23 protein-coding genes are annotated in these 24,545 nt (G+C 73.5%); 15 read left to right on the top strand and 8 right to left on the bottom strand.

The features are described 5' to 3' along the window. Positions 1-11: 11 nt before the first annotated feature. Positions 12-1,298, bottom strand: a complete 1,287-nt coding sequence (locus GCE65_RS12525; RefSeq protein ID WP_228759944.1) for a multidrug effflux MFS transporter — start codon at positions 1,296-1,298, stop codon at positions 12-14. A gap of 362 nt (positions 1,299-1,660) precedes the next feature. On the opposite strand from GCE65_RS12525, the gene GCE65_RS12530 reads away from it, so the two are divergent. Continuing rightward, positions 1,661-1,954, top strand: a complete 294-nt coding sequence (locus GCE65_RS12530; RefSeq protein WP_228759945.1) for a nucleotidyltransferase family protein — start codon at positions 1,661-1,663, stop codon at positions 1,952-1,954. 109 nt (positions 1,955-2,063) lie between these two features. Here GCE65_RS12530 and GCE65_RS12535 read toward each other — a convergent pair whose 3' ends face one another. Continuing rightward, entirely contained in the window at positions 2,064-2,642 is a 579-nt protein-coding gene (locus GCE65_RS12535; protein WP_153878635.1) for an HhH-GPD-type base excision DNA repair protein, read from the bottom strand. A 199-nt stretch (positions 2,643-2,841) separates the two neighbouring features. On the opposite strand from GCE65_RS12535, the gene GCE65_RS12540 reads away from it, so the two are divergent. From GCE65_RS12540 to GCE65_RS12570, 8 genes are all read left to right on the top strand, one after another. Continuing rightward, positions 2,842-3,708, top strand: coding sequence for an SOS response-associated peptidase (locus tag GCE65_RS12540; protein ID WP_153878636.1), 867 nt, complete (start codon positions 2,842-2,844; stop codon positions 3,706-3,708). A gap of 104 nt (positions 3,709-3,812) precedes the next feature. Continuing rightward, positions 3,813-4,724 (top strand): IS982 family transposase, encoded by a 912-nt coding sequence (locus GCE65_RS12545; protein WP_153878637.1) that lies wholly within the window; start codon positions 3,813-3,815, stop codon positions 4,722-4,724. 31 nt (positions 4,725-4,755) lie between these two features. Next, positions 4,756-5,988 (top strand): sensor histidine kinase, encoded by a 1,233-nt coding sequence (locus GCE65_RS12550; RefSeq protein ID WP_153878638.1) that lies wholly within the window; start codon positions 4,756-4,758, stop codon positions 5,986-5,988. Positions 5,989-6,098: 110 nt separating this feature from the next. Then, on the top strand, positions 6,099-6,800 hold the full coding sequence (locus GCE65_RS12555; RefSeq protein ID WP_152909408.1) for a response regulator transcription factor: 702 nt from the start codon (positions 6,099-6,101) through the stop codon (positions 6,798-6,800). A gap of 91 nt (positions 6,801-6,891) precedes the next feature. Further along, on the top strand, positions 6,892-7,656 hold the full coding sequence (locus tag GCE65_RS12560; RefSeq protein ID WP_152909407.1) for an ABC transporter ATP-binding protein: 765 nt from the start codon (positions 6,892-6,894) through the stop codon (positions 7,654-7,656). Further along, complete coding sequence (locus GCE65_RS12565) at positions 7,656-10,175, top strand: ABC transporter permease (protein WP_153878639.1); 2,520 nt, start codon at positions 7,656-7,658, stop codon at positions 10,173-10,175. The genes GCE65_RS12560 and GCE65_RS12565 overlap by 1 nt, the downstream gene beginning before the upstream one ends. A 132-nt stretch (positions 10,176-10,307) precedes the next feature. Continuing rightward, positions 10,308-11,108 (top strand): FHA domain-containing protein, encoded by an 801-nt coding sequence (locus GCE65_RS16670; protein ID WP_228759946.1) that lies wholly within the window; start codon positions 10,308-10,310, stop codon positions 11,106-11,108. Further along, the gene (locus GCE65_RS12570) at positions 10,994-13,648 is read left to right on the top strand and encodes an FtsK/SpoIIIE domain-containing protein (protein ID WP_228760200.1); all 2,655 of its coding nucleotides are present in this window, start codon (positions 10,994-10,996) and stop codon (positions 13,646-13,648) included. Before GCE65_RS16670 ends, GCE65_RS12570 begins: the two co-directional genes overlap by 115 nt. Here GCE65_RS12570 and GCE65_RS12575 read toward each other — a convergent pair. Beyond that, entirely contained in the window at positions 13,637-14,071 is a 435-nt protein-coding gene (locus tag GCE65_RS12575) for a hypothetical protein (protein WP_153878641.1), read from the bottom strand. The genes GCE65_RS12570 and GCE65_RS12575 overlap by 12 nt on opposite strands. Before the next feature lie 267 nt (positions 14,072-14,338). On the opposite strand from GCE65_RS12575, the gene GCE65_RS12580 reads away from it, so the two are divergent. Next, positions 14,339-14,587, top strand: coding sequence for a WhiB family transcriptional regulator (locus tag GCE65_RS12580; RefSeq protein ID WP_152909403.1), 249 nt, complete (start codon positions 14,339-14,341; stop codon positions 14,585-14,587). 30 nt (positions 14,588-14,617) lie between these two features. On the opposite strand, the gene GCE65_RS12585 is transcribed toward GCE65_RS12580, so the two are convergent. Continuing rightward, positions 14,618-16,069 (bottom strand): sensor histidine kinase, encoded by a 1,452-nt coding sequence (locus tag GCE65_RS12585; RefSeq protein WP_152909402.1) that lies wholly within the window; start codon positions 16,067-16,069, stop codon positions 14,618-14,620. A gap of 96 nt (positions 16,070-16,165) precedes the next feature. Between GCE65_RS12585 and GCE65_RS12590 the strand changes: the two genes are divergently transcribed. Next, positions 16,166-16,663 carry a DUF2505 domain-containing protein gene (locus GCE65_RS12590; RefSeq protein ID WP_153878642.1) on the top strand — a complete coding sequence of 166 codons (498 nt, stop codon included), beginning with the start codon at positions 16,166-16,168 and terminating at the stop codon, positions 16,661-16,663. Between the two features lie 47 nt (positions 16,664-16,710). Here the strand turns inward: GCE65_RS12590 and GCE65_RS12595 are convergent, their stop codons facing one another. Genes GCE65_RS12595 through GCE65_RS12605 form a run of 3 tightly spaced genes read right to left on the bottom strand, consistent with a single transcriptional unit; the run spans position 16,711 to position 19,948 of the window. Beyond that, positions 16,711-17,880 carry an ABC transporter permease gene (locus tag GCE65_RS12595; RefSeq protein WP_153878643.1) on the bottom strand — a complete coding sequence of 390 codons (1,170 nt, stop codon included), beginning with the start codon at positions 17,878-17,880 and terminating at the stop codon, positions 16,711-16,713. Further along, positions 17,877-19,010 carry an ABC transporter permease gene (locus GCE65_RS12600; protein ID WP_153878644.1) on the bottom strand — a complete coding sequence of 378 codons (1,134 nt, stop codon included), beginning with the start codon at positions 19,008-19,010 and terminating at the stop codon, positions 17,877-17,879. The genes GCE65_RS12595 and GCE65_RS12600 overlap by 4 nt, the downstream gene beginning before the upstream one ends. Further along, positions 19,007-19,948, bottom strand: coding sequence for an ABC transporter ATP-binding protein (locus GCE65_RS12605; RefSeq protein ID WP_153878645.1), 942 nt, complete (start codon positions 19,946-19,948; stop codon positions 19,007-19,009). The genes GCE65_RS12600 and GCE65_RS12605 overlap by 4 nt, the downstream gene beginning before the upstream one ends. A gap of 139 nt (positions 19,949-20,087) precedes the next feature. On the opposite strand from GCE65_RS12605, the gene GCE65_RS12610 reads away from it, so the two are divergent. The 4 genes from GCE65_RS12610 to GCE65_RS12625 are packed head-to-tail and all read left to right on the top strand — an operon-like array spanning position 20,088 to position 22,962. Then, positions 20,088-21,323: a histidine kinase gene (locus GCE65_RS12610; protein ID WP_194928704.1), complete on the top strand. Its 1,236-nt coding sequence runs from the start codon at positions 20,088-20,090 to the stop codon at positions 21,321-21,323. Then, positions 21,311-21,970 (top strand): response regulator transcription factor, encoded by a 660-nt coding sequence (locus GCE65_RS12615; RefSeq protein WP_152909396.1) that lies wholly within the window; start codon positions 21,311-21,313, stop codon positions 21,968-21,970. Before GCE65_RS12610 ends, GCE65_RS12615 begins: the two co-directional genes overlap by 13 nt. Beyond that, the gene (locus tag GCE65_RS12620; RefSeq protein WP_153878647.1) at positions 21,967-22,779 is read left to right on the top strand and encodes a hypothetical protein; all 813 of its coding nucleotides are present in this window, start codon (positions 21,967-21,969) and stop codon (positions 22,777-22,779) included. Before GCE65_RS12615 ends, GCE65_RS12620 begins: the two co-directional genes overlap by 4 nt. Positions 22,780-22,815: 36 nt before the next feature. Further along, complete coding sequence (locus GCE65_RS12625) at positions 22,816-22,962, top strand: hypothetical protein (RefSeq protein ID WP_153878648.1); 147 nt, start codon at positions 22,816-22,818, stop codon at positions 22,960-22,962. Between the two features lie 24 nt (positions 22,963-22,986). On the opposite strand, the gene GCE65_RS12630 is transcribed toward GCE65_RS12625, so the two are convergent. Further along, entirely contained in the window at positions 22,987-24,489 is a 1,503-nt protein-coding gene (locus GCE65_RS12630; protein WP_194928705.1) for a putative transposase, read from the bottom strand. Positions 24,490-24,545: the final 56 nt, after the last annotated feature.

The following is a 24,545-nucleotide window of genomic DNA, read 5'->3' on the forward strand; positions in this document are numbered from 1 at the left end:
GTCTCCCCGGCTCAGGCCCGTCGGTCCTGCAGTGTGTCCGGTTCCACGGTAGCCTCCCAGCCGCCGCGGCGATAGGCGCGCGCCCCGAAGGCGATGACCCCGAGGCTCACCGCGACGGCCGCGAGCATGACGATCGCCATGGCCGTCGCGTTCCCGCCGAGCACGCCGACGATCGGTGCGATGACGCCGGCGATCCCCGCCTGCAGCGCGCCGATGAAGGCCGCGGCCGCCCCGGCCCGCTCACCGTGGCGGCCGAGGGCGATCGCCGAGGCGTTCGGCGGGATGAACGAGCCGAAGAACAGCACGAAGAACAGCGGCAGCAGCAGCCCGAGGAGTCCGCCGGCGCCGGTGAGCGCGGTCGCGGTGAGCACGAGCGCGCAGATCACCGCGAACGGCATGGCGATGCGGATGATGCGGATGGGGGCGAAGCGGCGCACGAGCGCGGCGTTGAGCTGGGCCCCGAGCACGAGTCCGGCGCCGTTGATCGCGAAGAGCATCGCGAACTCCCCGGAGGAGAGGCCGTATCCGTCGCGCAGCACGAACGGGGATCCGGCGACGTAGGCGAACAGGGCGGCCATCGTCAGCCCGGGCAGGAGCGCGTACGCCATGAAGCGCCCGTCGGCGGCGAGCACCCGGTAGGACCGCATCACCCCGCGGGTGCTGCGCAGGCGCCGCTCGGCGGGCAGCGTCTCGGGCAGGAACCTCCACACGATCACGAACAGCCCGGCCCCCAGCACGGCGAGCGCCACGAACACCGAGCGCCAGCCCCACAGGTGGGCCAGGGCGCTGCCGATCGTGGGGGCGAGCAGGGGGGCCACGCCGATCACGAGCATGAGCCGGGAGAGCAGGGCGGAGGCGTCGGAGCCGGTCATCCGGTCGCGGATCACGGCGATGGCGACGACCCCGGCCGCGGCGTTGCCCACGCCCTGGAGCATCCGCAGCGCGATGAGCGGCACCACGGAGTAGGCCAGGAGGCACAGCAGCGAGGCCACGATGTGCAGCACGAGCCCGGCGAACACGGGTGCCCGGCGGCCGTAGCGGTCCGAGAGCGGGCCGATCACGAGCTGGCCGACCGCGCCGCCGATGAGCGTGCCGGTGATGGTGAACTGCACCGCCGACATCCCGGTGCCCAGCTCGGTGGCGACCTCCGGGAGCGAGGGCAGGTACATGTCGGTGGTGAGCGCACCGAGTGCGGCCATGGAACCGAGCAGCAGGACCCACTTCGCCATCGAGGCCCGCCCGGTCCGGGCGGCCCGCGTGGGGATGGGTGCGGTCTGCGGTCGTGCGAGCGCGGTCATCCGACTCCTGATATCGAAACGTTTCGTTCGTGCCAGAGCATCCTGTCAGGATTCTCGCCGGATCGAAACGATTCGCGTTGCACGTGTGGGAGACGTCTCAGGCCGCGCGGGCACGCGGCCGGGAACGGTTCAAGCACGCCCGCGAATTCCCCCTCGGGCGGGTCAAGATTCGCTGCGGATCCGGCGGACCGGCACGGGCACGTGCCCCTCGGCGTCGCGCGCTCAGCAGCAGGGTCGAGCGCGATGCGGCGCAGCAGCACGACCGCCTCGTTGTCAGCGCGAACACCGTGCAAACTATCGTCATCGGGTCGATATCGGTTGGATGACAGCCGGATGCGGCCACTCTCCGATAGTCTTGGGCTGTGCTGGCCGTGGACGTCGACCCGGAGCGCTTGCGCGAAGTATGCGAGCGCTACGGCGTCGCGTCGTTGGAGGTGTTCGGGTCGGTCGCCCGGGGTGAGCACCGGCCCGATAGCGACGTCGACCTGCTCTACGTCTTGAAACCGGATGCACGTCTTGGATTCAAACTCTTCGACCTCGAAGACGAGCTCGCCGCGCTCTTCGGGCGTCGGGTCGACCTGGTCGCGCGCAAGGCGATCAACAAGTACATCCGCGTGCAGGTCCTTGCCGACACGCAGCCCCTCTATGCGGCGTGAACTCCTGCTGCTGCGCGAGATGCGCGACGCAGCGGTGACGATCCGGGAGCTCGTCGGCGATCGAAGCGCCGAGCTGGCGAACGCCGACGCGCGATGATTCGGCTCGCGCCTACCTGCGCGCCTTCGCCGCGGCCTTGACGGCCTTCTTGTTCTCCCGCACACGGGCCAGAGTGTGCTCGTCGCGCACGTCGGCGATCGACAGGTACGCCTCGTCCGGACCGTAGTCGCCGGCGGCCTCGCGCCAGCCGGGGGCCGTGAGGCCGCGGCGCTTGCCGAGCAGCGCGAGGAACACCCGGGCCTTCTGATCCCCGAAGCCGGGCAGGGCACGCAGCCGGCGATAGACCTCCGCGCCGTCGGGCTCCCCGTCGGTCCAGAGCCGCCCGGCCTCGCCGCCCCAGTCCGCGACGATCGCCGCGCAGACCCCCTGCAGCCGCGCCGCCATCGACCCGGGGAAGCGGTGCACCGCCGGCGGGGTGGCACACACCGCCTTGAACTCCTCCGGATCCAGGTGGGCGATCTGCGCGGGGTCGAGACCCCCGAGCCGATCGGCCAGCTTCGCCGGGCCCGCGAACGCGGTCTCCATCATCACCTGCTGGTCGAGCACCATCCCGAGCAGCAGGGCGAGGTCGTCCGCCGCGAGCAGTCGGTCGGCATCCGGGTCACCCGTGTAGAAGTCGGCGGCGCTCATTCCCTCATGATCCCACCGGTGCGGCCCTCCTCACCACGAACCACGAAGAGCCGGATTGCGTGCAGTGCGGCCGGGGTGACCCCGGCACGATCCCGAGTTCGACGGCTCGACGGCTCCACGGCTTGACGGCTCCACGGCTTGACGGCTCCACGGCTCGGCGGCTCGGTGACTCGGGGGCGGCAGGGGGCAGGATGGAGGCATGTGCGGACGATATGCCTCCTTCCGGGCGGCCCAGGCGATGGCGGACGCCTTCGACGTCGACGACATGACCGACGCGGCCCGGGCGATCGCGGCGAGCTGGAACGTCGCCCCGACCGATCCGGTGCGGATCGTGGTCGCCCACCCCGGCTCCCGCCGCTCACTCCAGGCCGCGCGCTGGGGCCTCGTGCCGCCCTGGGCGACCTCCCCGGCGATCGGGTCCCGGATGATCAACGCCCGCTCCGAGACCCTCGCGGACAAGCCGGCCTTCCGCGTCCCGGCGGCGAAGCAGCGCTGCCTCGTGCTCGCCGACGGCTACTACGAATGGCACCGCTACACCCCGGCCCCCGGCTCACCGGACTCGACCGGCTCGACCGGCTCGACCGGCTCGACCGGCGCAGCCGGCTCGACGGCCCGCCGGAGCGGGGAGCTCCGCCAGCCCTATTACATCCATCCCGCGGGCGAGGCGCCGCTCGCGTTCGCCGGCCTGTACTCGTGGTGGCCGGATCCGGAGCTGCCCGCGGGCGACCCGCAGCGCTGGCTGCTCTCGACCACGATCGTCACCGGCGAGGCCCGCGGGGCGCTCGCCACCCTCCACGCCCGCGAGCCGGTCGTGCTCGGTGCGGCCGCCGCCCGCGCGTGGCTCGACCCGGAGCTCACCGATGCGCGCGCGGCGCTCGAGCTCACCCGCGAGCCCGGCCCCCGCCTCACCTGGCACCCCGTGACCAAGGCGGTGGGCGCCGTCCGTAATAATCACCCCGGCCTCCTCGAGGCCGTGGCGTCCCCTCCCGAACTGGCCGGCCTCCCCCTGCGGGAGGACGACGTCGCCCGCCCTGGGCGGGACGCGCCGCCCCGGGCGGGTGCCTAGATGAGTAATTCCAAGGGGTGTGGGCGGCGCGGCGGCTGCGCGGTGAACGAGAAAGTGTCCAGGATCGGCGTTGTTACCCCAATCGCCGAACGTGGAGGTTCGCCGTGGACGCCGACCTGGACACCCTCGCAACTGAACTGTACGTCACGACCGATGACCTACTGAAGGCCCATCCCGAAGAATGCCCGTTGCGGCCGTTGGTGGGCCTGGCACCGCAGATCAGCGACGCCGAGCTGATCACGTTGGCGGTGATGCAGGCACTGCTGGGCCATACCAACGAGACCCGCTGGCTCCGGTACGCCCACACGCACCTGCACGCCATGTTCCCCTACATTCCGGGTCAATCGGGCTACAACAAGCGCCTGCGTGCCCTGGTCGGGACCGTGGCATGGCTGATCCGGGCGCTGGCATCCCAGACCTCCGTGTACGACGACGACGTCCTCCTGGTCGACTCCACCCCCATCGAATGCGCCCGCTCCAGGGAGACCGTGCACCGCTCGGACCTGGCCGGCTGGGCCCAGTACGGCTACTGCGCCAGCCACTCCCGCTACTTCTGGGGACTACGCCTGCACATGATCGCCACCGTCCACGGACTGCCCATCGCGTTCGCGATCACCGGCGCCAAGGCCGATGAACGCACCGTGGTCCTGGAACTCCTGCAGACCGACCAGTCCCTGGCCGGACGCGCCCGATCGATCCTGATCGGCGACAAGAACTACTTCGGCCACCAGTTCGAGACCGACCTCGCCGACCACGAAATCGAACTGCTGCGCCCAGCACGCAAGGGCGAGAAACCGCGCCCGGGTGCACGGTTCTTCAAACCACTGCGCCAGACCATCGAATCGATCTTCGATACCTTCAAGGGCCAACTCGACCTCGAACGCCACCAAGGCCGCACCCCCGCCGGTGTCCTGATCCGCATCCTGCAACGCATCCTGGCCCTGACCGCCGCCATCTGGCACAACGACCGTACCGGCCAGCCCATCCGCCGCTCACTGACCGCCTACGACCACTGACCCCTTGGAATTACTCATCTAGGCTGGGCGCATGTCCGCCCCCGTGACCGCCGGGCCGAGCAGCAGCCGGCGCCATCCCACCCGGCCGCGGCTGCTGCAGGACGTCCTCCTGGCGGTCGTGTGCTTCGTGGTGTTCGGGCTCTCGAGCCTCGTGACGTTCGGCTTCTCCGGCTTCGGGACGCGCGACGGCGCCCCGGCCATCGTGCTCCTGGCGGGCGTTCTCATGTGCGGCGCGATGGTCTGGCGGGCGAGCAACCCGGTGCCGGCGACGATCCTCGTGTACTTCACCGCGCTCGCCCACTTCGCGGCCGGCTTCATGCTCCTGCCGATCGACGCCCTCATCTTCCTCGCGCTCTACTCGGTCACGGTCCACGGGCCGCGCTGGGCCGAACGGCTCGGCCTCGCGGGCGCCCTCGTCGGCGGGCTGCTCGTGTCGACCGTGTTCGCCGCGAACGCCACCACCCGGCTCGAGGCGGTGTTCCTCGTGGCCTTCGGCTTCGCGTTCGCAGCCACGGCGGTGCTGCTGTTCTGGTCGGTCGGGCTCCTGCGCCGCAGCCGGAGCGACCGCACCGAGTCCCTGCGAGAGCGGGCCGCCCGGCTCGAACTCGAACGCGATCAGCAGGCCCAGCTCGCCACGGCCGCCGAACGGAACCGGATCGCCCGCGAGATGCACGACATCGTGGCCCACTCCCTCTCCGTGGTCATCGCCCAGGCCGACGGCGGCCGGTACGCCGCCGCGGCGGATCCGGCGGCGGCGGTCACCGCGCTGTCGACGATCTCCGAGACCGGCCGGGCGGCCCTGGCCGACATGCGCCGGATCCTCGGGGTGCTGCGCGACGAGGACGGGCAGGCGGCCGACCTCATCCCCCAGCCGGCCGACGCCGACATCGTCGCGCTGCTGGAGCAGGTGCGCCGCAGCGGGCTCGAGGTCTCCCACGTGGATCTGGGCACGCCCCGGCCGATGCCCCCGGGCACCGGCGTCGCCGTGTACCGGATCGTGCAGGAGGCGTTGACGAACGTGCTCAAGCACGCCGGCCCGCACGCGCGCGTCACCGTGACCACCCAGTGGACTCCAGCCGAGCTCGTGCTCACCGTCGAGGACGACGGCCGCGGCGCCGCCGCCGCCACCGAGGTCCCCGGATACGGCCTCGTGGGGATGAAGGAGCGCGCGAGCATGCTCGGCGGCGCCCTCATCGCCGGTCCCCGGCCCGGCGGCGGCTTCCGCACGCGCGCCACGATCCCGATCCCGGGCGGCGCCCCGTAGCCCCGTAGCCCCCGCAGCACCGCGGTCCGCCCGCCGGCGGCGGCTACCCTCGTCGCCAGGGCCGGCACCCGCCCGCCACCGCTTCGCCCATCCCACCAGCCGAGGACACCATGACGCCCGACCCGACGCCCACCCCGATCCGCGTCGCCATCGTCGACGACCAGGCGCTCGTGCGCGCCGGTTTCGCGCTCGTGATCAACTCCCAGCCCGACATGGAGGTCGTGTTCGAGGCCGGCGACGGGGCCCAGGCACTGCGGCTGCTGGCCGGGCGGGAGGTCGAGGTCGTGCTCATGGACGTGCGCATGCCGACCATGGACGGGCTCGCCGCGACCGCCGAGCTGACCGACCCCGCCCGGACCCCCGCGGGGACCACCCCTCCCCGGGTCGTCATCCTCACCACCTTCGACCTCGACGAATACGCGCTCGCCGCGATCAGGGCCGGGGCCTCGGGCTTCCTCCTCAAGGACACCCCGCCCGAGGACATGCTCGCCGCGATCCGCACCATCCACCGCGGCGACGCCGTCATCGCGCCCTCGACCACGCGTCGTCTCATCGAACAGCTCGCCGCCGCCCTGCCCGATTCCGAGCAGGCCTCCCCTGCGATCCTCGACACCCTGACCGACCGGGAGCGGGAGGTGCTCGTGCTCATGGCCCGCGGCCGCTCGAACACCGAGATCGCCGGTGACCTGTTCGTGGCCGAGGCGACCGTCAAGACCCATGTCGGCCGGATCCTCGCGAAGCTCTCCGCCCGCGACCGCGTGCAGGCCGTCGTGCTCGCCTACGAGACCGGTCTCGTGCGCCCCGGGGAATGACCCCGGGGCCCGCGCGTCCTCCTGCGGGTGGACGGCGCAAGCCGCCCTGGGCCGGACGCGCGCCCCTCCCGGGCGTTCCTAGGCTCGGGGCATGACCACACCACGACCCGACGCGGCGGCCCCGGCCGTGCGCGCGAGCGGACTCACCAAGATCTACGGGCACGGGGAGGCGGCCGTGCACGCCCTCGACGGCGTGGACGTCGCCGTCGACCGCGGCCGCTTCACCGCCATCATGGGGCCCTCCGGCTCGGGCAAGTCGACCCTCATGCATCTGCTCGCGGGCCTCGACGGCGCCACGGGCGGGCGGGTGTACCTCGGCGAGACCGAACTGACCGCGCTGACCGACAAGCAGCTGACGCTGCTGCGCCGGGACCGGATCGGGTTCGTGTTCCAGTCGTTCAACCTGCTGCCGATGTTCACCGCCGCGCAGAACATCGCCCTGCCCTCGCAGCTGGCCGGCCGCCGCCTCGACCACGAGTGGTACCTCACCCTCGTGGAGACCCTCGGGCTGACCGACCGGCTCGGGCACAAGCCGCACGAGCTCTCCGGCGGGCAGCAGCAGCGCGTCGCCATCGCCCGGGCCCTCTCGACCCGGCCCGACGTCGTGTTCGCCGACGAGCCGACCGGGAACCTCGACTCCCGCTCGGGCACCGAGGTGCTCGCGTTCCTGCGGCGCTCCGTGCGCGAGCTGGGCCAGACGATCGTCATGGTGACCCACGACCCGGCGGCCGCGGCCTATGCGGACGAGGTCGTGCTCATCGCGGACGGCCGGGTCGCCGGCACGATCTCCCACCCCACCCCGGAGTCGGTGCTCGCGGGCCTCGACGCGCTGCGTGCCCCGGAGGCGGTCGCCTGATGTTCGCGATCACGCTCCACCACATGCGCACCGGCTGGGCCCGGCTCGCCGCGGCGGGCCTGGCGATCGTGCTCGGCACCGCGTTCGTGGCCGCGACGCTGCTCGCCGGGCAGACCATGCGCAACACCGCCTACCAGTCCTTCACGGCCGCCTACGCCGGCAGCGACCTCGTGGTCACCGGCCATCCCCTCGGCGACGAGCAGTTCGAGCGGATCGCGGCGACGGACGGCGTCGAGGCCGCCCGGCCCCGGACCTACGTGGGCATGGAGGTGAGCGCCCGGAACCGGTCCGAATGGGTCGGCATCGAGTCCGCCGCCCCACTGCCACGGATGCGCACCGGCACGCTCGAGTCCGGCGAGTTCCCGCGCGCCGACGATCAGGTCGCGGTCTCCGCGGGGCTGGCCTCCCGGCTCGAGCTCTCCCTCGGCGACCGGCTCGACTACCTCTCCCCCGTCGACGACACACGCCACAGCGCCACGGTCGTCGGGATCACCGCGAGCGCGACGAGCTTCTTCGATGCCGGCGCCGACCTCGTGCTCCCCGCGGACCGGTTCCGGCAGGTCGTGCCCGCCGACTCCTTCGACTCGATCGCCGTCGCGCTCGACCCGGCCGCCGGCCCGGACCTCGCCGGCGTGCAGTCGGACCTCACCTCCGAGCTCGGCCCGGAGGTCCAGGTGCGCACGATGACCGAGTTCGCGCAGGACACGACCGCGGGCCTGACCGGCGACGCCGACACGTTCACCACGCTCCTGCTCGCGTTCGCCGCCGTGGCCCTCGCGGTCGCGGCGCTCGTGATCACGAACACGTTCACCGTGCTCGTGGCACAGCGCACCCGGCTGCTCGCCCTCCTGCGGGCCATCGGCGCGACCCGGTGGCAGGTGCGCCGGTCCGTGCTCACCGAGGCGGCCCTGCTCGGGGTCGGGGCCTCCGCCGTCGGGATCGGTCTGGGCATCGGCGTGGTCGAACTCGGCGCCCGGCTCCTCAGCCCGCACCTCCCGGGCATCGACGTGGCCGCGGCCGTGGGCATCACGCCCGCGACGATCATCGCCCCGCTGCTCACCGGTCTGGCCGTGACGTTCGTCGCGTGCTGGCTCCCCGCCCGCAACGCCACCCGGGTCTCCCCCCTGGCGGCGCTGCGACCCCTCGACGGCACGCGCACCGCGGGCAGGCTCCGCGCCGGGATCGCCCTCGCGCTCGTGCTCATCGGGGCGGTCATGCTCGTCGGCGGCGTGCTCGTGGCCACCCGGTCCGAACCGGCGACCGGGCCCGAGGTCGGGCTGCTGCTCGGGATCCCCGGCGGGTTCATCTCCGTCTTCGGGATCCTCCTCGGGGCCGTCTACGTCGTGCCGGCCGTGGTGCGCCTCCTCGGTCGCCTCGGTGGGGGCTCCGTGGCGGGCCGGATCGCCACCGAGAACGCCATCCGGAACCCGCGCCGCACGGCCACGACCACGAACGCGCTCGTCATCGGGGTGGCGCTCGTGGCGATGATGAGCACGGGCGCGGCCACGGGCCAGCGCGCACTCGAGGAGGAGCTCACGTCGAACTTCCCGGTCGACCTGAGCGCGGCGACCGTCGATCAGACCCTCGCCCTCACGCCCGACCAGCGCGACGCCGTCACTGCGCTCGAGGGGATCGACGCGCTGAGCTTCGGGCGCGCGGAGTGGATCGAGGCCGCCGCGGACGGCGCCGACGACGCCGGCCCCACGCTCGCGCTCACGGCCCCGGCGGACGCGCGATCCGTGCTCCAGAACCCGGGCGACCTCGCCGGCCTGGACGATCGCACCGTGCTCATCGGGAACACGAGCGCCCGGATGCTCGGCCTGTCCGCCGGCGACGGCCTGCGCCTCGGCGGCCGCGACGGGATCGAGGTCACCGTGCTCGTCAACTCCTACGACGGCGCCTCCGCGATCGCCACCCCCGCTCTCATGACCGAGATCGCACCGGAGGTGCCCGAGAACGTGGCCTGGCTCGCGCTGGCCGACGGCGCCGACCCGCTCGAGGTCGGGGAGAGCCTGAACGAGGCCCTGGCCCGGATCAGCGAGACCGATCCGGAGGCGCCGCTCGTCGCGGTCGAGGGCAGCGCGCTCGAGCGGGTCTCCTTCGCGCAGGTGATCGACACGCTCCTGGCGGTGGTGCTCGGCCTGCTCGCCGTGGCGGTGGTCATCGCGCTCGTGGGCGTGGCGAACACGCTCGCGCTCTCGGTGCTCGAGCGGCGGCGGGAGTCGGCGGTGCTGCGGGCCATGGGCCTGACCCGCGGTCAGCTGCGGGCGATGCTGGCGGTCGAGGGGGTGCTCATCGCCGGGGTCGGCACGATCATCGGGCTGATCGCCGGGATCGCGTACGGCTGGGCGGGCGCGGCCGTGATGCTCGGGCAGCTCGGGCACGTCTCCCTCGTGATCCCCTGGGGCACGGTCGGGGCGGTCGTCGTCGTGGCGGTGGCCGCGGGACTGCTCGCCTCGGTGCTGCCCGCCCGCAGCGCCGTGCGCACGTCCCCGGTCGAGGCCCTCGCCGAGGAGTGAGCGCCTCGAGTGAGCGACTCGAGTGAGCGACTCGGGGGCGCCGGTGACCGGCTCGTCCACAGCCTGACCCGGCGTCCACAGTCCGCCCCGGCGTGCCGGCGAGCGCGCCGGGGCGCGGTGTGTCCTGGGGCCATGAGGAATCCGGTCGTGCACGCCCACGTCGCGGTCGTCGGCGGCCCCGATCCCGGCTGGATCGCCGCGCTCCCGGCCGGCGGGGAGCAGGTCGTGCTCGGGCGCGGCGAGGAGGCCACGCTCCGGGTGGCCGATCCGCTGCTCTCGCGTCGGCATTGCCTCCTGCGGGTGCGGGGGCGGCACGTGCAGGTGCGCGACTGCGGCTCGGCGAACGGCACCCGGGTGCGCCGGGCCGGGATCTGGCTGCCCGTGCCCCGGGGGCGCTGGCTCCGGCTCGGTGCGGGCGGCCTCGTGCGCGCCGGGGAGACCCGGCTGCAGCTGCGCTCCGGGCAGGAGCCGGAGGCCGGCTCCCCCGCGTCGCCGGGAGCGGGGATGCTGCTGCCCCTCGTGTTCTCGGCGGGCACGATGCTCATGTTCCTGTTCACCGGTCGCGGCGGTGCGCTGCGCTGGGTGCTGCTCGGGGCGCTCGTGGCGATGGTCGTGGGCACGGTCGCGGTGCCGCGGTGGCGGCAGCGGCGCCGCGACCGGACCGAGGCGGATCGGCCCCGGCCGCCGCCGCTCGTCGATCCCGCCGCCGCGCTGGCCATGGCGGGCCGGCCGTGGCCCACGGTCGGCACCCGCCTCGAGCTCGGCCGGGCGGACGCGCGCCGGGCGCACGCCCCACGCCGGCGGCGGCACCGGTGGGAATCGGTCGACCTGCCGCGGCCGGGGGCGGGATCGCGGTGTGCGGCGCCCCGGAGGCGGCCGGCTCCCTCGCACGCTGGCTGCTCGGTCAGCTCCTGCTCACCCGCGCCGACGTGACCTTCCGGGTCCCGCCCGGCTGGGGCCTCGCCGGGCACGCCACCGTCCCCACGTCCGGGACGGGCCCGGTGGCGGGTTCGGGCGGCCTGCACATCGCGGTCACGGAGGATCCGGCGGCGCCCCCGCGCACCGGCGCGGTCACGATCGTCGTGTGCCCCGCCGCCTCGCAGGCCCCGCGGTGGTGCAGCCGGGTGATCCCGGTCGCCGACGATCACGATCGCCGGGTCCGACTGCCGTGGCTGCGGCACGTGCTCACGCTCCTGCCCGCGGCCGCCGGGGCGCTGCCGACCGAGGCCCTGCTGCCCGCGGTGCTCGGGCCGGCCGAACCGGACGCGATCCGGCGAGACTGGCGCGATCCCCCGGCGGGGCTCGCGGCCCCGGTGGGCGTGCGGCAGGATCCCGACACCGGCCGGCTCGTGCCCGCCCGGGTCGATCTGGCCGCGGAGGGGCCGCACGCGCTCGTGGCCGGCACGACCGGATCGGGCAAGTCCGAGCTGCTCCTCAGCTGGCTGCTCGCCCTCGCCCGCGGCCACCCGCCGAGCCGCCTCTCGCTCATCCTCGTGGACTACAAGGGCGGCGCCACCTTCGGTGAGCTCGCGGGCCTGCCCCACGTGGCCGGCGTGCTCACCGACCTCGACCCGCCCGGAACGGCCCGGGCGCTGGCCGGGCTGCGCGCGGAGGTCCAGCGGCGCGAGCGGCTCCTCGCCGAGACCGGGGCGGCCGACCTGCTCGAGCACCACGCCCGCCTCGGCCGCGGCCTGCCCGGCACGCCGCTGTGCCGCCTCCTGCTCGTGGTGGACGAGTTCCGGGCCATGTCCGAGGAACATCCCGACGTGCTCGACGAGCTCGTGCGGCTCGCCGCCCAGGGCCGCTCCCTCGGCCTCCACCTCGTGCTCGCCACGCAGCGCCCGGGCGGCGCGGTGGGGGCCGAGATCCGGGCGAACATCGCCGTGCGGCTGTGCCTGCGGGTGCTCGAGGAGGGCGATTCGGTCGACGTGCTCGGCGAGCCGGGCGCGGCGCGACTACCGCCCGTGCCGGGCCGGTTCCTGCTGCGCGCCGGCACGCCGGCCGAGGTGCAGTCCTTCTGGGTCGGCCCGCCGCACGCGGGGTACGTGCCGCGCCTCGTCGCCGCGCTCACCGGCGCCGCCCGAGCCACCGAGTCCGGCGGGGCGTACCGGCCATGGGCGCCGGAGCTGCCGGACCGGGCCCGCGCGCTCCCGCCCGTGGCACCGTGGCCCACTCCGGCCCCGGGGCCGCCGGCACCGGGCGGCGAGCTGCCGCTGCTCGTCGTGGACGTCACCGACGAGCAGCGGCTCGGCCACTGGGCGCTGCCCGCCGGGGAGGTGCTGGTCGTCGCGGGCCGCCGCAGCGGCCGCACGACCGCGGCGGCCACGCTCGCCCGGGCCGCACTCGACCGCGGCGTCGTCACCCACCTGCTCGGCCGGGACCTGCCCGGCCCGGCCGCGCCCCACCCGGCCGCCCCCTGGCTGGGCACGACGGGAGAGGCGGGCGACGTCGTCCTCGCGCGACGCCTGCTCGGGATCCTCACGGAGGAGCCGCGCACCCGCCCGGAGCTGCTCGTGCTCGACGACGCGGCCGCCCTCGAGCGCGCGATCGACGAGCGGCTCGGGCCCGGCTGCGGCGCCGAGGCCGTGACCGAGCTGCTGCGCTCGGCGCGGGGCAACGGCCTCGGCCTCGTGCTCACGAGCGAGCTGCCGCTGCCGCGGTGGGCGCAGCCGGCCGATCACCGGCTCGTGCTCACCGGGGGCGAGCCGGACCTGCAGCTGCTCGCCGGGGTGCCGAAGGCGTGGGCGGGGCACGCCCCACGCGGCCGGGGCACGCTCCTGTCGGGCGGGCGGGCGATCCGCGGGCAGGTGCTGCTCCCGCTCGAGGGACCCGGGCCGGCCGGTCGAGTGGATCCGCCGCCCCTGCGGCTGCGGCCCGTGCCGGCGCTCGTGGACCTGCCCGCGGCGGCGGCTCGAGCGTCCGGGCGAGCCGGGTGGGTGGTCGTCGGTCTGGGTGGGGACGACGCAGCCCCCGTGCTCGCGCCGGTCACGCCCGGGCAGGTGCTCACCGTCGTGGGCGGGCCCGGCCGGGGCCGGACCACGGCGGCGACCACGATCGGGCGCCGGGTGGCCGAGGCGGGCGGCGAGGTCTCGTTCGGGAGCGCGGGCGGGCGAACTCCGGTCGCGGGCGGCCTGCTCGTCCTCGACGACGTGGACCGCACCCCCGCGGCGACGCTCGACGAGGGGATGGCGTGGCTGACCGGCGGCGGCGCGGTCGTGGTGACGACCCGGCCGGACGGGCTCGTGAGCGGCTTCCATCCGCTGCTCGCGCGGGCCCGTGACGGGGCGATGCTCGTGCTCGGGCCCGTCCCGGCCGCACTCACGGGCGTGGACGTGCGGCCCTGGCTCGGGGGCCGCCGGCCGGGCCGCGGCGTGCTCGCGCTCGGCGGCCGGGCGATCCCGGTGCAGGTCGACCGTGCCGGTGGGTCGGGTGGATCGAGTGGGTCGGGCGGTCTCGGGGACTCAGTCCCGTGAGCCGGCCGCCGGCCCGAGGGTTCGAGCGGTCGCCGCCAACGCGGCCGGGGTGAGCAGGGTGACGAGCACGACGACGCTCAGCGCGAGGGCCGTGGCGGCCACGGCCGCCGGCAGCAGTCCCCACATCGTGGCCACGGTGATCCCCTGGAGCAGCTGCCACGTCACGACCGGGCCGCGACCCCAGCGGTGCCCGCGCCACAGCCCTCGCACCCCGAGGCCGACGAGCCCGGCGAACAGCAGCAGCGTCACGGCCATCGCGATGCCGTACGGCAGCGAATCGGCTCCGCCCTCGGGCCGGTCGACGAGCATCCACACCGCCGCCCCGACGAGGGCGACCACCTCGGCGGCGGCGCCGGCGAGGCCGACCAGGAGCGGGACGGGGCGAGAGGTAAGGGAGGTATGGGAGGTGTGGGAGGCGGGCACGCACGTCACTCTAGTTCCCCGGGCCGGGGCCACTGCGGGCCGGGCCGTGCGGTGGCCGGGCCGTGCGGTGGGCGGAGAGGCCGGGAGATGTAGCACACCTCACGATCTCGCGCAGTGAGAGACCTCTCAGGGCGAAAACGAAAATGGGACCCGCTAGCTCTTGTGCGTCATTGGTCGGACATGTGAAAGTAGTCGTTGGTTCATTGACTTTACGTCAGGACGACACCTAAGTTCCGTACCTGACTCACGCCCAAGGAGAAGTGGCTGATGGATTGGCGTCACGAGGCAGCATGCCTGACGGAAGACCCCGAACTGTTCTTCCCGATCGGCAACACCGGCCCCGCCCTGGTCCAGATCGAAGAGGCGAAGGCCGTCTGCAAGCGGTGCCCGGTGGTCGACACGTGCCTCAAGTGGGCCATCGACTCCGGCCAGGACGCCGGCGTGTGGGGTGGCATGTCGGAGGACGAGCGCCGCGCCCTCAAGCGCCGCACGGCCCGGGCACGTCGCGCCCGCTGAGCCGTACCGCCGTGCCGGCGGCCGTCGGGGCTAGTCGCGCACCTCGCCCAACCCGACGGTCAGTTGCACGCGGGTGCCGCCGTCTGGACTGTTCTGCCAGTCGATCGTGCCGTCCAGTTCCGTGTCGACGAGGGTCTTGACGATCTGAGTGCCGAGGCCGCGGCCGATGCCGTCGCCGGTGCCGACCCCGTCGTCGCTCACGGTCACGTGGAGCATCCCGGCCTCGCGGTGCGAGGAGATCGTCACGGTCCCCCCGCTCGTGGCGAGGCCGTGCTCGACCGCGTTCGTCACCAGTTCGGTGAGCACGACCGCGAGCGCGGTCGCCTTGGTGGCCCGGATGACGCCGAACCTGCCCTCGCGCACGTAGTCGATGTGCACGTTGTTCGCGGTGGCGACGTCGGCGGCGAGGCTGAGCGCCCGCCCGAAGACGCTGTCGAAGTCGACGGTCTCGTCGATGGTCTGGGAGAGGGCCTCGTGCACGGTCGCGATCGTGGCCACGCGGCGCATCGCCTCCTCCAGTGCCGTGCGCGCCTCCTCCGAGGACGTCCGCCGCGCCTGCAGTCGCAGGAGCGCCGCCACGGTCTGCAGGTTGTTCTTCACGCGGTGGTGGATCTCGCGGATCGTCGCGTCCTTGGTCATGAGCTCGCGCTCGCGGCGCCGCAGTTCGGAGACGTCCCGCGCGAGCAGCACGGCACCGACCCGCTGCCCCAGCTCGGTCACCGGAACGGCACGAAGTGAGAGCGCCACCCCCCGGGCCTCGAGCTCGGTGCGCCAGGCGGCCCGGCCCATGACCACGAGCGGGAGCGATTCGTCGACCTCGCGCGAGTGCTCGATCAGCGGCGTGGTCACCTCGGCGAGCGACTGCCCGACGATCTCGCCGGTCACCCCGACGCGGTGAAACGCCGAGAGCGCGTTCGGGCTGGCGTAGAGCACCTCCCCCTCGCCGTTGAGGCGGATGAGGCCGTCGCCTACGCGAGGTGCGCCGCGTCGTCGTCCCGTCGCGGCCCCGGGCACCGGGAACTCGCCGCGGGCGATCATGCCGCACAGCTCATCGGCGGACTCGACGTAGTTGATCTCGAGGCGGCTCGGCGTGCGGCTGGCACCCAGGTGGGTCTCGCGGGCGATGACCGCGATCGTGCGCCCGTTGCGCACCACCGGCACCGCCTCCTCGCGGATCGCGTACGAGCCGGTCCACCGGGCCTCGACGACCCGGATGATCTCGCGCTTCTTGGCGGCCTCGTCGAGGGTCGGCACGAATCCGCGCGGCGCGACCGAGCCGACGATGTCCTCGTGGTGGACGGTCGCGCCGGTCGACGGGCGGCAGTGGGCGATGGCGACGTAGTCCCCGCCCTCGACGGGAAGCCACAGCACGAGGTCGGCGAACGCCAGATCGGAGATGATCTGCCAATCCCCGACCAACAGGTGCAGCCAGTCGGCGTCGGCACCGTCGCCCGTGCCGTGCCGTTGGATCAGATCGCTCATCGTGGACACCGCCCCAGCCTAGGGGTCGGTTAGCCTTGCGTTCGCACGCCGATCATCCGCCGGCCCGCCGGCGGATCCCGAGAGCCGAGGAGCCCCATGCGTTTCGACGCGACGATCACCTATCCAGCCCCCGCCGACCGGGTGGCCGCGATGCTCGCCGATCCCGAGTACGTGCGGCGCAAGGTCGCGGCGTCCGGCGCCACGAACCCGTCCCAGGACATCACGGGCGACGCCGGCGGGGACTTCACCGTGTCGACGACGCGGACCATGCCGGCCGACCTCATCCCGGAGCGGTACCGCAAATTCGTGCCCGGCGGGGTGACCATGACCTTCGTCGAGACCTGGTCCGTGCCCGCCTCCGACGGCGCCCGCACCGGCACGCTCACCCTGACGATCGCCGGGGCCCCGGCCAAGGCGGCTGGCACGTCGACCCTGCGACCGACCGGCCAGGGCTGCGAGCTGTCCTACACCGGCGACGTCAAGGTGCGGCTGCCGATCGTCGGCGCGAGCATCGAGTCCGCGGCCGTGCGCGCGGTCGAGCGGGCCATGAGCGTCGAGCGCGAGGTCGGCCTGGAGTGGCTCGGCGAGGCCTGACCCTCGTCATTTCGACCCGGCAGTCGGGCCCGACCGCGGGCCGGGTGTCAGAGCGGGCGCGCGAGGGACCGCCGCACGGCCAGTGTGCCGATCGTCACCGCGATCACGGCGAAGCCGGCGAGCACCCCGACCTGGGGAAGCACGTCGAGCAGACCGGCGTCGTGGCGCTGGATCGCGGCGAAGGCCTCATAGGCCCACGCGTGCGGTGTGACGTGCGCGACTGTGCGCAGCGTGCCGGTGAACAGGTCGAGCGGGAGCATGCAGCCGCCGAGCGCCGCGAGCACGAGGCCGATCCCGATGCCGGCCCCGGTCGCCGCGCCCTCGCTCGAGATGAGCGCACCCATGACCAGGGCCGCGCCGGCGGCCGTCAGCCCGAACACCGCCAGTACGAGCACTGTGAGGAGCGGGTTGCCCCAGTCCACTCCGAAGATGAGACGCGCGGCGATGATGATGAGGATTCCCTGGACCATCGCGATCGCCCACCGGCCGAGCACCTGCCCGGAGGCCAGCTGTCGCGCCGAGACCGGGGCGGCCAGGATCCTCGAGATCGTCCGGTTCCTTCGGGCGTCGATGAAGGTGCTCGCGCCGGTGAGGCTGGAGAGGAACACGAACAGCAGCAGCTGGCTGCTCGCCCCCAGGTCGAAGCCGCTGATCCCCGCGAACGTATCCGCGGTCTCCTCCGGGTCGGTCACGGCCACGGTGACCGGCGGGGCCGCCTCCTCGGCCGCCGCGAGCGCCGCCTCGGCCTCGGACCGCCCCGCGCCCGCCGCGGTGAGCAGCCCGAGCTGGGCGCGGTGCTGCGCCAGGGTCCGCAGCGCCGCCTCGACCTCCTGATCCGCGAGGAGGACGTTCGCGCCGGAGCCGCGCACGATCTCGAGCTCGACGGGAGCGGGCGGTGACTCTTCGTACGCGGCCGCGGCGGCGTCGTCCACGATCACCGCGAGGTCGGCCCGGCCCCGGGCGAGCTGGGCGAGCGCGGATCGATGATCGACGACGCTCACCTCCGCCGCAGTCAGCTCACCCGCCAGATCCTCCCGCAGCTGGGACGACTCGCCCACGAGCAGGACCCTCGTCTCGACCGCTCCGGCGCCGAACTGGAGCCCGATCACGAACACGAGCAGCAGCGGCATGACGAACGAGAAGAAGATGTTCTCGCGCTGATTGACGAAGCGCCGCAGCTCGACGCGGGCGACGGCCACGGTGGGTGAGGTTCTCATCGGGCCTGCCCCCGGTCGGGGACGAGCCGGGCGACGACCAGGCAGCCGAACGTGAACGCGGCCATCGTGAGCAGTTCCCCGGAGACCTCGGCCCAGCCGCCCCCGGCGGAGCTGATGCCCAGGCCCCGGCTGAAGGCGCTGATCGGATTCGCGTCGAGGATCCGCGCCGCGATCCCGGTGGCGGCGAGCGGGGAGAACGCGCCCCCGGCGATGCCGAGCACCAGCGCGACCACGGTCTGGGCCATCGTCGCCTGCTCGGCGGTGCGGGCGATGCGGGCGACGATGAATGCGACGCTCGTGGCGGCGAGCACCACCGCGACGACGAGGCCGGCCACCACCGGGACGGCCCCGAAGTCGATATCGAACAGCACCGAGCCGGTGACCAGCAGGATGCCGGTGGCCACGCAGCCGAGGATCGCCGCGGTCAGTGCCTTCGCGGCGATGACGAGCCAGCGGGGCATCGGTGCGGCGTAGAGGCGTTGGAGCGTGCCCTGCTCGCGTTCCGTGTTCAGGGTGAGCACCGCGAAGCCGACCGTGAACAACAGGAACAGCCCGGCCTGCCCGGCGACGAGCGCGCCCCCGACGTCGAGCTGCTCATCGGCGACCTGGCCCGGCCGGGTCGTCAGCGTGGCGCCGGCGACCTCGCCGGACCCGCTCGGGTCGACGCCGAGCTCGGTGGCGGCGGCGACCGCCACGTCCACCGCACGGAGGCCCGCTGCGACGCCCGTGACGACCGAGGAGACCACCGAGGCGTCGATATCGGAGACGTCTCCCCGGACGAGCTCGATCCGGGGCCCTCGGATGAGCACGCCCAGGTCGGCATCGCCGCCGGCGACCGCCGCGCGGGCATCGCCGGAATCGGTGACCTGGACGGAGTCGAGGCCGCGCAGGGCTCCGGCCACCGCCGCAGCGGTCGGATCTGCCGGACTCGGCTCCTCATCGGCGTTCTCGGTGAGCCCGGTGACCGCCACCACGACCTCGTCGGAGGAACCGTCGACCGCGGAACTGAACACGAGATGGAGCACGACGATGAGCGCGGCCGGCACGACGATCGCGAACAGGAGCACCATGGGGCTGCGCAGCTGGGTGCGCAGGTCGGCCCAGGTCAGGGTGAGCAGGCGCGCGATCAATCGCGTAGTCCCTTCCCTGTCAGGTGCAGGAACACCGCCTCGAGGGTCGGGCGCGTGACCTCCACGTCGCTCAGGCTCAGGCCCGCCGCCCCGGCCGCGGTCACGAGCCCGGCGATCGCGTGCGGCCCATCGCTCACGTGCACCTCGAGTTCCTCGCCCGTCGCGACGACGCCGCTCACCCCGGGCAGCGCCTCGAGCGCCGCCGCGGCGGCGGCCACGTCGCCCGTGCCGGTCAGCCGGACCTCGTCGACCCCGCCCATGAGGCCGATGAGGTCACCGGCCGTGCCCTCGGCGCGGATGACGCCGTCGTCGACGATCGCGATCCGGTCGCACAGCCGGTGGGCCTCCTCCATGTAATGGGTCGTGTAGAGCACGGCCATCCCCTCGCCCGCGAGCCGGGCGACCGAGTCCACGATGGCGTTGCGCGACTGCGGGTCGACGCCCACGGTCGGCTCGTCGAGGATGAGGAGGGCGGGCTCGTGCAGCAGCCCGATCGCGATGTTGAGGCGACGCTTCATGCCGCCGGAGAACTCCTTCGTGCGGCTCTTCGCACGATCGCTCAGCCCGACGACCTCGAGGAGTTCGGTCACCCGCGCCCGCAGTCGGTGCCCGTGCAGGCCCTGCAGCCGGCCGAAGAACGCGAGGTTCTCCCGGGCGCTCAGGTCCGGGTAGATCGCCAGATCCTGGGGCACGAGGCCGAGGTGGGAGCGCACGTGGATCGCCGTCGGGGTCATGGGCTCGCCAGCGATCGTGATCGACCCGGAGTCGGCGGCGAGGAGGCCGGCGATCATGGAGATCGTCGTGGTCTTGCCCGCGCCGTTCGGCCCGAGCAGACCGTAGGTCTCGCCGGGGTCGATGTGGAAGCCGATACCCGCCACCGCCTCGACCGACCGGAACGACTTGTGCAGATCGTCCACGACGAGCACGGGCTCGGTCATAGTCGCCCCTTTCTCGGACGAGGTTCAGCGTAGAACACGAGTCACCGCGACCGGGGGATTTCCCCCAGCGGATTGCAGCCGGAATCAGTCGGGCCCGCCCCGACGCACGGGACCGGGCCGTTCTCCTACCGTTGGTCCCATGCAGCAACGACTGGCGCGCGGCGCCACCATCCTCACCCACCTGGCGGCGATCGGGATCGTCGGCCCGGTGATCCTCACGAGCCTCCTGACGATCGCGGTCACCGCGATCCCGCTCGTGTTCGTGTTCGGGATCGGCCTCCTGCTCGTGCCGCTCGTGGCCTTCGGGCTGCGCGGGGTCGCCTGGCTCGAGACCGAACGGGTCTCGGCCCTGCTCGGCACCGAGTCGGTGCTCACCCCGATGCGGCGCTCGCAGCGCACCGACGCCTGGCGGGTGCCGGCCACCGTCGGGCTGCAGTTCACGGATCGGGGCAGCTGGCGGGCGCTCCTGCACCTGGCGCTCATCAGCGCCCTCGGGTGCGCGCTGCTCGCGTTGGTCAAGGTCGCCGGCACGGGCATCGTGCTCCTGCTCAGCCCCCTGTTCTCCGCGCGCATCACGGCCTCCGTGTGGTGGCTGCCCACCGACCTCGGCGTCGGGGCCGCCGCGGGTATCGGCGCGATCGCGCTGCTGCTCGCGATCGGCCTGAGTTACGGGCTGATCGTGGCCCACCGGGCGATCTCCGCCCAGATGCTCGTGCCGGACCGGGAGGCGGAGCTGGCCCGCGCGGCCGAGGCCTCCGCGCAGCGCCGGGTCGAGGCCATGCACTCCGCCGAGGTGGAGCGGCTGCGGATCGAACGCGATCTGCACGACGGGGTCCAGCCCCGGCTCGTCTCGGTCGGGATGACCCTCGGCATGGCCAAGGGCAAGCTCGCCTCCGACCCCGACCAGGCCGCCGAGCTCATCGCCGAGGCGCACACGTCGGTCAAGTCGGCGATCACGGAGCTGCGCCAGCTCGCCCGCGGAATCCACCCGGCCGTGCTTACCGACCGCGGCCTCGACGCCGCCCTCTCCGCCCTGGCCGCCCGCTCCCACGTGCCGGTCGAGCTCGACGTCGACCTGCCGGGCCGCTGCGCCCCGCAGACCGAGGCCGCCCTCTACTTCGCCATCGCCGAGTCCATCACGAACGTGGCCAAGCACTCCGGCGCACAGCGGTGCCGGATCACGGTGCGCGCCCGCCCGAACGGGTCCGTGTGGGCCCGGATCGAGGACGACGGCGCCGGCGGCGCCCGCACCGTCCCCGGCGGCGGGATCGACGGCGTGGCCAATCGCATCGGCGCCGCCGGCGGCTCCTTCGCCCTCATCAGCCCCGTCGGGGGCCCGACCACCATCGAGGTGAACCTGCCATGCGCGTCCTGATCTGCGAGGACTCCGTACTCCTGCGGGAGGGCCTCATCCGGCTCCTGAGCGACGCCGGCCACGACGTGGTCGCCGCCCTGCCCGACGCCACCTCGCTCGTGGCCACGGCCACCCGGCTCGAGCCCGACATCGCCGTGATCGACGTGCGCCTGCCGCCCACGTTCACCGACGAGGGCATCCGCACCGCCCAGGAACTGCGCCGCACGAGCCCGAAGGTGGCGATCCTCGTGCTCTCCCAGTACGTCGAGGAACGGTACGCGACCGACCTCATCACCTCCGCCGCCGGCGCCCTGGGGTACCTGCTCAAGGATCGTGTGGCCGATATCGAGGACTTCCTCGCATCCCTCGTCCAGGTCGCGGGCGGCGGCACGGTGCTCGACCCCGAGGTCGTCTCCCAGCTCCTCACCCGGCGCCGCCGTCACGACGGCCTCGACCGGCTGACCGACCGGGAGCGCGACGTGCTCGAGCTCATGGCCCAAGGCCGCTCGAACCGCGCGATCGCCGAGGAGCTGTTCATCTCCCCCGGCAGCGTGGAGAAGCACATCTCCGCCGTGTTCACCAAGCTCGACATCGACCCCGGCCCCGACAGCAATCGCCGCGTGCTCGCGGTGCTCACCCACCTCAACACGAACGGACCCTCGTCATGACCGCCCTCCCGACCTCCCAGCCCACCCGCCGCCGCTCGGCCGTGAGCGTCGTGCTCGTCGTGATCGGGGTCGTCGTGCTCACCTTCACCCTCGGCACCGGGGTCGTCGCGGGCGTGGCCGCCGCCGGCGGGAGCCACGACACGCTCACCGCGCCCGTCGCGGGCGTCGAGGCGGTCGAGGTGGACGTCGACCGCACGACCCTGGTGGTCCGCTTCGACGACGTGCCCGACGCGACCCTCGACGTGGAGCAGCCCGGGCTCGTCTCCGGCAATTGGACGCTCGAACGTCGCGGGGGCGCTCTCGAGGTCCGGTCACCGCGCTCCTGGGGCCCGTTCAATCGCTGGTCGGACACCGACGCCACGCTCGTGCTGCCCCGCCGGCTCGCCGGCGAGGTGTCCCTCGCGGCCGACGTCGCCGCGGGTGAGGCCACGATCGACGGCGACTTCACGGATGTCGATCTCCAGCTCAACGCCGGACGGGTCACCCTCGCCGGGGCCGCCCACACGCTCGCCGTCGGGGTGAACGCCGGGGACGCCCGCATCACCGCGGCCGACGTCACCACGATCCGCGCCTCGGTGCAGGCGGGCTCGATGACGGGCACGTTCACCGGCGCGCCCCCGCGCCAGGTCACCGCGAACGTCTCGGCCGGGCACATCGACCTGGCCGTACCCGAGGCCGCGTACGCGGTCACCCGCTCGAGCGCCCTCGGTTCGACCGGCGACCTGCGGATCCGCCAGGATCCCGCCTCCGCGAACACGATCGACCTGTCGGTCCAGCTCGGCGAGATCACGGTCGACTACTCGAAGTAGGCTCGCCGGCCGGAGGGCGGGCGTACCGTCGAGCGCATGGACGACGTCTCCCGCCCTCGCGTAGCCGGGTATCTGCTCGGTCAGGGCATCTGCCTCGCAGCCGTGGCCCTGCCCGAGCGCCCGCGTGACCCGGCGCACCGCCCGGGCATGTTCTCCCGGGTGGCCGGGCTCCAGGACTCCTGACATGTCATGAAAGTTTGTGGGGGGTCAGGTCCGGTTCTTGATTTCGTAGCGCAGGGTCAGGTCGGTGCCTGGGTAGGTGGTGCGCGTGGCGGTGAGGTGCTCGCAGAGTTCGGCGATGGCGTCGGTCTCACGGCTGGTGGGGAGCGGGTCGAGCCGGACCGTCAGGGTGCCGGCGGCCTCGTCGGGGACGATGTCGCCGGGCTGGGTCAGGACCTGCCGGGCGAGGGTGTAGGCCTCCTGGTCGGCGCGGGCGTAGCCGGTGTTGATCCGGATATCGCGGGCGATCGCGGTGGTGGTGTTGAACGCGGCGATCCTGATGGCGTGGTGGATCAGCTTGGTCTCGGTGTCCAGGACCTGCTGGCCGGGCGCGAGGTCACCGAGGCGGACCCTGGCCGGGACGTGCTTGTGGTCGGCGCGGGCGGCGGCGAGGTCGTCCTCAGCGGCGTGCAGGTCCGCGGTCAGGGCGTTATGGAGGGTGTTCGTTACGACCACGCCGGCCTGGCCGGGCGTGGTCGTGCGGGCTGCCAGGAGGGCGGCGTCGGTGCGGGCGCGTTCGCGCTCGACCCTGGCCGTGGCGTTCTGCACGGCCAGGTGGGAATGGCGTTTGGCCGGGTTCGGTACTGACCGGTCCGGGTCGTCCTGGCTCGCGGCATAGGAGTCGTGAGAGTCCAGGCCCAGGTGGCCGCGGGCGTAGCGGAAGTAGTTCTCCTGGCGCCAGCGCGATCCCATCCGGTACATGATCTCGACCGCGGGCAGGTCGGTGCGGGTGGTCAGCACGTGCACCTGCTTGGTGAGGCCCTTCTTGGTGTCGAGGCGGGTGACCTGCCGCATCGGGTACGTCCCGCCGCCGTTCTTGATCGGCAGTTCGACGATCGTGTCGGCAAGGATCCAGTGGTGTTCCCGACCGGTCTCGTCGATCGATACGGTCTCGGCGAAGAGGTCGCCGGCGACGTTCTCGGTGTGGCCCTTGCGCCAGGTCAGCACGTCGAACCCGCGGGCGGCCATGTGGGCGAACAGGGCCGGGGACCAGCCGCCGCGGTCGAAGCCGACCAGGACCCGCCGGTCGTCCCCGACCGCCTTCCTCAGCTGCGGCAGCAGGGACCGCAGCTCCATCGCGAGCGAGGCGCCGGGCGCGGACATCACCACCAGCACCGGGTCGCCGGCGGCATCGCTGATCCAGGTCTCCACCGTCGCGGGGGCGGGGAACCGCAGCCGGGACAGGTGCGTCTTGGCGATCTTCTTCGTGCCCTGATACGCCCGGACGTGCCCGTCGACATACAGCACCAGACCGAGGTCTTCGTCCCTGCTGGCAGCGCCGGGCCGGCCGAGGTGGTGGGCGGCCATGCCCGCGAGCAGGTCACCGGCCCGGCCCCGGGCGGTGAGCTGGCCGATCTTGCGGCGGATGGTCTTGACCTCCGGGGCCCGGTCCATACCCAGCACCCGGCCCAGGTCGACCGGCGCGAACCGGCCCGCGCCCTCCGCCCGCGGCTGACCGGCCAGGGCCCGCAAGACCCCCTCGAGGAGCATCGCCCTACGTGTCAGGCTGAGTTGAGACCAGGTCCTCATAGCAAGTATGACTCGTA

The organism is Pseudactinotalea sp. HY158 (genome assembly GCF_009660225.1).
GTDB lineage: Bacteria > Actinomycetota > Actinomycetes > Actinomycetales > Beutenbergiaceae > HY158.